Annotated in this window: 9 protein-coding genes; all 9 read right to left on the reverse strand. The window is 68.1% G+C overall.

What is annotated here, in order from left to right; genetic code table 11:
* On the reverse strand, positions 1-538 hold a 538-nt coding region (locus KGQ91_RS00010; protein ID WP_224419923.1), incomplete at its 3' end, for a TRAP transporter small permease subunit.
* Between the two features lie 96 nt (positions 539-634).
* The gene (locus tag KGQ91_RS00015; protein ID WP_224419924.1) at positions 635-1,702 is read right to left on the reverse strand and encodes a TRAP transporter substrate-binding protein; all 1,068 of its coding nucleotides are present in this window, start codon (positions 1,700-1,702) and stop codon (positions 635-637) included.
* Positions 1,699-2,490 carry a FadR/GntR family transcriptional regulator gene (locus tag KGQ91_RS00020; RefSeq protein ID WP_224419925.1) on the reverse strand — a complete coding sequence of 264 codons (792 nt, stop codon included), beginning with the start codon at positions 2,488-2,490 and terminating at the stop codon, positions 1,699-1,701. The genes KGQ91_RS00015 and KGQ91_RS00020 overlap by 4 nt, the downstream gene beginning before the upstream one ends.
* A 324-nt stretch (positions 2,491-2,814) precedes the next feature.
* The gene (locus KGQ91_RS00025) at positions 2,815-3,087 is read right to left on the reverse strand and encodes a DUF6506 family protein (protein ID WP_224416758.1); all 273 of its coding nucleotides are present in this window, start codon (positions 3,085-3,087) and stop codon (positions 2,815-2,817) included.
* A gap of 91 nt (positions 3,088-3,178) precedes the next feature.
* Positions 3,179-4,588, reverse strand: a complete 1,410-nt coding sequence (locus tag KGQ91_RS00030; protein WP_224419926.1) for a mannose-1-phosphate guanylyltransferase/mannose-6-phosphate isomerase — start codon at positions 4,586-4,588, stop codon at positions 3,179-3,181.
* A 112-nt stretch (positions 4,589-4,700) separates the two neighbouring features.
* Positions 4,701-5,087 carry a RidA family protein gene (locus KGQ91_RS00035; RefSeq protein WP_224419927.1) on the reverse strand — a complete coding sequence of 129 codons (387 nt, stop codon included), beginning with the start codon at positions 5,085-5,087 and terminating at the stop codon, positions 4,701-4,703.
* 18 nt (positions 5,088-5,105) lie between these two features.
* Positions 5,106-5,873 carry a DUF3726 domain-containing protein gene (locus KGQ91_RS00040; protein ID WP_224419928.1) on the reverse strand — a complete coding sequence of 256 codons (768 nt, stop codon included), beginning with the start codon at positions 5,871-5,873 and terminating at the stop codon, positions 5,106-5,108.
* Positions 5,870-7,624: a hypothetical protein gene (locus tag KGQ91_RS00045; protein WP_224416754.1), complete on the reverse strand. Its 1,755-nt coding sequence runs from the start codon at positions 7,622-7,624 to the stop codon at positions 5,870-5,872. The genes KGQ91_RS00040 and KGQ91_RS00045 overlap by 4 nt, the downstream gene beginning before the upstream one ends.
* Positions 7,617-8,156, reverse strand: a 540-nt coding sequence (locus tag KGQ91_RS00050; protein ID WP_224419929.1) for a BCCT family transporter, incomplete at its 5' end; no start/stop codon positions are given. The genes KGQ91_RS00050 and KGQ91_RS00045, both read right to left, overlap by 8 nt.

Raw genomic sequence — 8,156 nt, forward strand, 5'->3', positions numbered from 1 at the left:
GGATGAAGGCCTGCAGGCACATGAGGATCAGCGCGACCATGATCACGCCCTTGACCAGGGCCGGGAACGGCGGGTTCCAGGAGGTCCCGGACCGCTCGAGCTGCCACTCGCCCATCGGGTTGTGGGAGGCGTCCCAGAACATGGTGTAGGCGGCGTAGCTCATCGCCAGGCAGAAACCGAAGGTGACCAGGTCGTTGAAGCGGTCGAGCCACAGCTTGAGGCGTGGGCCGGCGGTGTCGTAGAGCACGCGCACGCGGATGTGGCGGTTGCTGGCCAGCGCCGCGGGGCCGCCGAGGGCGAAGGAGACCGCGACCAGCATGACCACCGACTCGTGGACCCAGGAGGTCGGCGAGTCGAAGCCATAGCGCATGATGACCTCGTAGACGCTGATGACCATGGCGACGAACACCAGCCAGGCGGCGCCGCGGGCGCACCACAGCACGCCGCGGTCGAAGGCACTGCGCGCCTCGTCCGGCGCCGACGCGGGCTCGGCGTCCTGCGCCTCGGCCCGCTCGTCGTTACGGGATGGGGATGACATGGGATTTCCTCTGCACGATGAAAGCGTCAGGGTGCGTCATGACGAACGACGAGGCCCGCAGGCCCCGTCGCTGTTGCACTGTCGCGGCAGCCGCGATCAGGACTTGTCGGCGGTCTTCTCGGCGTCTGCCGCGCCGTCTTCCGCCTTCAGCAGGTTGTGGTTCTGCAGGTAGCCGACCACGGACTTGTAGAACTCCTTGGTGATGTCGTTCTTGTCCGCCCAGTTCTGCCACTCTTCCTTGGCGATGCTGCGGAACTTGGCCCGCTCGTCGGCCGGCAGGTCGATGATGTGGATGTCCGGATCCTTGCGTGCCTCACGCACCGCCTCGAGGTCGCGCGTCTTCAGCGCGCCGACCATCTTGTAGGCCATGGCGTCGACGGAGGTGGAGAGGATCGCCTTGAGGTCGTCCGGCAGGCCGTCCCAGATGTCCTTGTTGATGGACACGGCAACCATCGGCAGCGAGTGGAAGCCCGGGTACAGCGGATAGTTGGCGAACTCGTGCAGCCCCTGCGCCTGGTTGGTGGCGAACACGGTGTAGTCCGCGGCGTCGATCACGCCCTTCTCGAGCGAGGTGTAGACCTCGGAGCCCGGCAGGTTGACCGGCGTGGCGCCCGCCTTCTCGAAGACGTTGTAGACCATGCCTTCCGGGGCACGCAGCTTGAGGCCCTTGAGGTCGTCGACCGAGTGGATCGGCTTCGAGGACGGCAGCGACTCCAGGCCGGTGGCCGCGGCGCCGATCAGGTGCAGGCCGTAGGGCTCGACCAGCTCGTTGTAGATCTTCTCCCCGCCACCGTTGTTCATGTAGTCGAGGAAGTTGTAGGGATCGCTCCAGGCGCCGACCAGGTTGCCGATCATGCCGAACGCCGGGTTCTGGCCGGTGAAGTAGCTGGGATCGGTCAGGTGGCCCTGGAGGATGCCGGACTTGACGGCCTGCAGCGTCTGGTTGGCCTGGACGACGGAGCCCACGGGCAGGATCTCGATGTGGATCCGGCCGTCGGACATCTGCTCGACGTTCTCGGCCCACTGCTTCTTCATTTCGAACTGCGGCTCGCCCGCGGTCTCGGAGGTCTGGAAGGTCCAGTCGTACTCGGCGGCCTGGGCGCTGACGGCGGTCGCCGCCAGGATCGCGGCGGTGAGGGTCTTGAGCGGAGTGCGTGACATCATGCGTGAGTATCCTCTTGATCGCTTGTTGTTTGAGGTTCGAGAACGGGGAATTCGCGGGTCAGGCCGTTCAGGCCCAGGTCCCGCCCGGTGCGGTCCAGGACCGCCAGCGCCGCCTGTGCGGCCTGTTCGGGTTGGCGCAGCCGGATCGCCTCCATCACGCGACGGTGGCGTTCCATGCTGTCGTTGAGCTCATGGGCGCTGTGGTTGGAGCGCTCGACCACCAGCGAGATGGCCGGCTTGAGCACATGACTCAGCTGCGCCCAGACCAGATTGTGCGAGGCATCGAAGATCGCCTCGTGGAAGGCCACGTCGTATTCGTTGTGGCTGTGGCCCTGCCAGTGCAGATCCTCGCTGGCCAGCGCACGAATCATGCCCTCGTAGGCCGTCTCGATCGCCAGCAGGTCGGCGGCCGTGGCGTTTTCCGCGGCCAGCCGGGCCACGAACGGCTCGACGGCGACACGGAAGGCGAAGATCTCGCGCTGGATGCGCGGGTTGGGCTGGGCGAAGCGCGCCATCCAGGCGCTTACCTGGGGGTCCAGCAGATGCCAGTCCTGCAGTTCGCGAACCCGGGTTCCCTGCCCCGAGATACGCTTGAGCAACCCGGCAGCGACCAGCGTCTGCAGGGCGCTGCGCACGGTGCTGCGGCTGACCCCGAACTGCGCGCAGAGATCCAGCTCCTTGGGCACGAAATCGCCCGGCGCGTACTCGCCGCCGAAGATCGCCTCGGCGAGGGCCTCGGCAATATCGGGACGCGACGAACGGGTGGCACTGGCGCTGGCTTGGCTCATGTCGGACGGCCTGCGTTGTAGGACTCGATTCAGGTTATGTCCGACATAGGATCAATCAAGAACAGACAAAACGCCTTTAGACTTTGGTCATAGTCCAAGGATCGCCGAACTTCGGGTACCGAGGTGGCTCTTGTGGGAGCGACTTCAGTCGCGATGAACTGACCACAGAGGCACCGCCGTCGGGGATAAATCCCCTCCCACAGGATCAGGCTTCAGCCACCAGCCCCCTTGTGCTCTTGTGGGAGCGACTTCAGTCGCGATGCCCTGGCCACGGCGACACCGCCGTCGGGGATAAATCCCCTCCCACACTCCCTCAATCAGGCCTCAGGGCGCCGCGTAGTGAACCCGTCCCACCTTGACCGACGGCCCCACGGCCTCGCGCACCCGGGCCTCGCCCGCGTCGCCGAAGCTGGCACTGAGTTCGATGGCGGTGACCCCTTGGTCGGTCAGTTCGCGGGCGAGACGCACCGCCGCGTCCACACTGGACACCGTGGCCAGGCTCAGGCGGTAGTCGCGCCCTCCCTGGCTGGTCAGCGAGGTATTGCCGGGAGACGGCACAAGGATCAGGAAGGCGAGATGCGCGGGACGGGACGACATGGCGGGCTCCGGTGTAACGCTGCGTTACTCAAGCGTAGCGGGTCTGTCCGCCGACGCCATGACGCGGGAGGGGAAAAGCACGGAAAGAGGATCAGGCGCGTCCGTAAGGATCGTCCAGGCGGACGATGTCGTCCTCGCCCAGATAGGTCCCCGACTGGATCTCGATCAACTCGAGCGGGATGACGCCGGGGTTTTCCAGGCAGTGCACCCGGCCCTGGGGAATGTCGATGGACTGGTTCTCGCCGACCAGGAAGCTTTCCTCGCCCAGTGTCACACGGGCCGTGCCGCGCACCACCACCCAATGCTCGGCGCGATGGTGATGCATCTGCAGCGACAGTCGCCGGCCCGGCTGCACGGTCAGCCGCTTGACCTGATAGCGCTCGCCGCTGTCCACCGGCTCGTAATGTCCCCAGGGGCGATGCACGACCCGGTGCTCGACCACCTCGCGACGCCCCTCGGCCTCCAGCGCTTCGACGGACGCCTTGAGCAGCCCCGCCGCCTCGCGGGGCGCCACGAGCACCGCATCGGCGGTCTCGACCACGACCAGATCCTCGGCGCCCAGCACGGCCACCAGCCGATGCTCCGCGCGAACATAGCAGCCCCGGCTTTCTCGCAGCAGGACATCGCCGCATTGCACGTTGCCCGCGTCATCCCGGTCCTGCACCTGCCACAGCGCCGGCCAGCTGCCGATGTCGCTCCACCCCGCCGTCAGGGCCACCACCGCCGCGTGGTCGGTGTGCTCCATGACCGCATAGTCGATGGAGTCGGCCGGCGAGGCGCAAAACGCCGCGTCGTCGATGCGCAGGAAGTCGAGGTCCTGTCGCGCCTTGCCGTGCGCCTCGGTGCAGGCCGTCAGGATGGCCGGCGCCAGCCGCTCGAGCAGCGCCAGGTAATGACCGGCCCGCAGCACGAAGACGCCACTGTTCCACAGATAGTCGCCGCTGCGGCAGAAGGCCTCGGCAGTGGCGGCATCCGGCTTCTCGGTGAAGCGCGCCACCCGCCAGGCCTGGTCGGCCAGGCGCTCGCCGCGCTGGATGTAGCCGTAACCGGTCTCGGCACGCTCGGGCGTCACGCCCAGCGTCACCAGCCATCCCTCCCGCGCCAGCGCCACGGCACGTGCCACGCTGGCCTGAAACGCCGGCGTGTCGGCGATCCAGTGATCCGAGGGCATCACCAGCAGCACGGGGTCCTCCCCGGCCTGCACGGCCTGCAAGGCAGCCAGGGCGATGGCCGGGGCGGTGTTGCGCGCCGCCGGCTCGAGCAGGATGAGTCCCGTCCGCCCCGCCTGGCGCAGCTGCTCGGCCACCAGAAAACGGTGGGCTTCATTGCAGACCACCAGCGGCGCCATCGCCGCCTCCGGCAGGCGCGCCAGGGTCTCGGCGAACAGGGTCTCGCCGGACTTAAGCGCCAGGAACGGCTTGGGAACGTGGCGCCGCGACAACGGCCAGAGGCGCGTGCCGCTGCCACCGGCCAGTATCACCGGCAGGACGGGGATATTCATGGATGTGGCCCCTTGGCGGGTCAGGCGGTGCCCGGCAAGCGTCTGCCTCCCGGGTCGCGGCCGGCCGCTTGCCGGCTTCAGGGCCCCATGACAGCGCGGATCGGCCGGGGAATCAACTGCCGGCCGCTTCCAGCGCCGCGTAGGCGACCATCTCGATGCGCATCGCCTCCCGCGCGAAACCCGAGACGATGATCGCCGCGCGGTTGGGATACGGCGGCTCGACATACTCCGCATACACCCGGTTGACCTCGGCCAGGTCGTCGCGGGCGGTGACGTAGATCAGCACCTGGGTCAGCGCCGCCATGTCGGCCCCGGCGCAGGCCAGCGTATGGCGCAGGTTGTCGAGGGTCTGGCGGGTCTGGGCCTCGATGCCGCCCGCCACCACCTGGCCGTCGGCACCGATGGGGATCTGGGCGGTGAACAGGATGCCGTTGCCGACGACGGCCCATTCCAGGGGCGCCTTCGAGGCGTAGAGGTCCGTGGCGACCGGTTGAATCATGAATGCTTCCCCTTCTGCTCAATCGTTGTCGTGGGTGCCGGCCCCGGCGCCCTGCCGAGAGTCATCGGTGGCTTCCACCAGCATGCGCGTGGCCAGCGCCTTGAGACGCTCCCAGAGCGTGTCGTCCACCTCGATGCCTTCCAGATACGCCCGGTCGCGACAGGCCAGCAGGTCCGATTCCTCGTGCCGCGCCAGCAGGTCGTAACGGTAGTTGGAGCGCATGGCCGGCAGCAGGTCGACGTGGTTGGCCATGACCAGGGTGATGCCGTCGTTGGGTTCGTTTTCCTCGGGCACGTCGGCGACGGTATAGATACGGATCTCCGGTACCGTATGATTGGCCCGAAACCCCACCACCTGCTCGGTCAGCGGCTCGTGGGCATTGCGCCAGAAGGCGGTGACGTTCATGCCGCGTCCCGCCAGCCGGGCCAGATAGCCCATGATCAGCTGGCGGTTGTGGCAGTGGCGGATCTTGATCACCGCCAGCCCCCGGGCCCGCGCCTTGGCAAACCCCAGCTCCAGGGCCAGGGACGAGCTGCGCAGCACGCTGCAGCCATGGCCGTCCAGCACGGCCAGGTCGCCGTCCTGATACAGCACCGACGGCAGCGCATCCGAGGACTCGGCCAGCAGGTAGTCGAGCCCGCGGCTCAGGGCCGCCAGGCCACCGAGATCCAGGCACTGCATCCAGGCGACCATGTCGGCGGCATCCGCGGCATCACCCTCCTCGAAGCCCATGCCCAGAAAGGCCTTCCGGCACAGTCCCTGCAGTTCGTTGTGGGATACCTTCATCGTTCGCCTCCGACGGCTTCCCGGTGGCCCTCACTCTGCCGACCTGCCGGCTCCAGCGGGAAGCTCCAGTCATCGAAAGCCGCCAGGTCGTGCGGCTCGGCGTTGAGTTCATCGACCAGCGGCGCGCCCTGGAACAGGGTGATGCGCACCCAGCGGTCGGACTTGGGATCGAAGCGGCTGGCGCCGAAGAACGACAACTTGGTCCGCAACAGGTACATGGGCTTCATGTCGCGATGCCACAGGTTGGCGCGAATCTCGCCGTAGGGCGTCTGGGCCATGGTCTGGGTGCGCCGCACGATCGCCTTGTAGCGCGGCCGGGCGATCAGGAAGTCCACCACCAGCGCGCGGGGATTGTCGGCGAGGAAGGCACACAACGCCTCATGGGCCTCGCTGACCAGCGGCGCGATGGCCAGTGCCAGCTCCTTGTCGGCGCCGGGCTCGACGCCGCGCACGCCCAGCCGGGGCTCCTCCTTCTCCACCGAGCGATACCAGAACCAGTAGCGCGCCTCGGGCGAGGTAAAGTCTTCCGCCAGCGCCCAGTCGAAGTGGGTCTCGATCAGCTGCCGGAGCCGGACCAGCGGCATGTCCGGCGTCAGCTCCAGGCTCTCCTCGGCCCCCATCTCGTCCTCGAGCGGGTCCACGAGCAGCGGATAGAGCTCGATCAGCAGGGTGTTGATCAGCTCCTGGGCCTCCAGCGACAGGCTGCTGGCACTCCAGTCCGCCAGCTGCCGCCACAGGTCGGCTTCCAGCGGCATCTCCTCGAGCCAGGCGATCACCGCCGGCAACGCCGCCACCGTGGCGGCATTGCGCGCGCTCTGCTCGGCGTCCTCGGTCAGGGTCTGCGCCAGATGGGTCATGGCCCGGCGCGTCAGGACGATGAGCCGCCGGCGATCCGCCTCCTCCGGCCGTTGTGACAGCGCCAGCGCCAGGGCGCGCTCCCGGCAGTAGACCCACTGCTGAATCAGCTGCGGGTGATTGATCAGAAACGGCGCCATGCCCAGCCCGGTGGAGTTGCCGATGCCCAGATAGCGGCTCAGTTCCCGGGCCAGCGGCACCGCCGCCTCCGGCGCCCGGCAATGGGCGATGTGTTCCACCTGGTCGATCGAGAAGTGGCGCAGCAGATAGACCGCCAGCATCTGCGCCGAGAACGGCCGGCGGAAATCCGGGTTGTCGCGCAGGCGCATGAAGTCGGCGATGCCGAACTTGCCGTTGCCGTAGACCGCCGTGGTCCGATAGAGGTAGCCGACCCGGGTCAGCCACGCCGGGTCCGGCTGCGCCCCGGCCGACAGCGCCTCGACGAACTGGGCGAAGTTGCGCAGGCTGCGATTGGCGCGGGACAGCACCAGCACCCGCGGGTGCTGGCGCCCGGCCTCCTGCAGCGGCACGTTCCTGGCCATCTGCTCGAGCAGTGCCTCGTCGACGTCGCCCTCGACCACGCCGAAGGTCACGTCCCAGGCGTCGGCGATCACCCGATCGGAGCGCCGCGCCGCGTCGAGATACTGCGAGAAGATCACCCCGTGGTAGCGTCCGTGGGGCGTCTGCAGCCGGTAGATCGCGACCCCGTAGCCCTGCGCGTCCAGGTCGAAGCGTACGCGACTGATCTGCCAGCGCTGCCGGGCCATCTGGCGCACCAGGCTGCGCACGAAGCTCAACCGGCTGGCGTGCAGGCTGCCCAGGCGCTCCAGATCCATGACCGTCGCGGCCGGCCGCAGCGCCGGGCTGTCGATCGTCGGATGGCGCAGCTCAGTCATGGCGCGGCTCCCGGGGGCCGTCGATCAACCCCTGCTCGCGGGCCATGGCATAGGCGGCCTTGGGGCCGGTCCACAGCGAGGGCAGCAGCACCAGCGACACCGGGATCGCGGTGATCACGATGAACTGCTGCAGCACGCTGATCTGCCCCGAGCCCATGTACAGCAGGATGGCCGCCATCAGCGCCATGGCGATGCCCCAGAAGGCGCGGATCAGCGGGTTGGGCTCGTCATGCCCGGAGCCCACCACGGCGATGGCGTAGCTCATCGAGTCGCCGGTGGTGGCGACGAAGATGGTGGTCAGCAGCAGGATCGCCATGGCCATCAGCGTGCCGCCGGGCAGCGCCTGGGCCACGGTCAGCGTGGCGACGTCGAACTGGAAGTTGTTGAGCGCCTCGGTGAGGTCGATCGCCCCGGTCAGCTGGTAGTGGATGCCCGAGCCGCCCAGCAGGGTGAACCACACGGTGGTGGCGATCGGCGCCAGCACCGCCACGGCGAGGATCATCTCGCGCACGCTGCGCCCGCGGGAGATGCG

Source organism: Modicisalibacter tunisiensis, from assembly GCF_020148005.1.
GTDB classification, from domain to species: domain Bacteria; phylum Pseudomonadota; class Gammaproteobacteria; order Pseudomonadales; family Halomonadaceae; genus Modicisalibacter; species Modicisalibacter tunisiensis.

What these genes read in the sequence shown, in the direction of transcription:
- KGQ91_RS00020 (WP_224419925.1), bottom strand. Translation starts at nt 2,490, where the DNA reads ATGAGCCAAGCCAGCGCCAGTGCCACCCGTTCGTCGCGTCCCGATATT.
- KGQ91_RS00025 (WP_224416758.1), bottom strand. Translation starts at nt 3,087, where the DNA reads ATGTCGTCCCGTCCCGCGCATCTCGCCTTCCTGATCCTTGTGCCGTCT.
- KGQ91_RS00015 (WP_224419924.1), bottom strand. Translation starts at nt 1,702, where the DNA reads ATGATGTCACGCACTCCGCTCAAGACCCTCACCGCCGCGATCCTGGCG.
- KGQ91_RS00045 (WP_224416754.1), bottom strand. Translation starts at nt 7,624, where the DNA reads ATGACTGAGCTGCGCCATCCGACGATCGACAGCCCGGCGCTGCGGCCG.
- KGQ91_RS00030 (WP_224419926.1), bottom strand. Translation starts at nt 4,588, where the DNA reads ATGAATATCCCCGTCCTGCCGGTGATACTGGCCGGTGGCAGCGGCACG.
- KGQ91_RS00040 (WP_224419928.1), bottom strand. Translation starts at nt 5,873, where the DNA reads ATGAAGGTATCCCACAACGAACTGCAGGGACTGTGCCGGAAGGCCTTT.
- KGQ91_RS00035 (WP_224419927.1), bottom strand. Translation starts at nt 5,087, where the DNA reads ATGATTCAACCGGTCGCCACGGACCTCTACGCCTCGAAGGCGCCCCTG.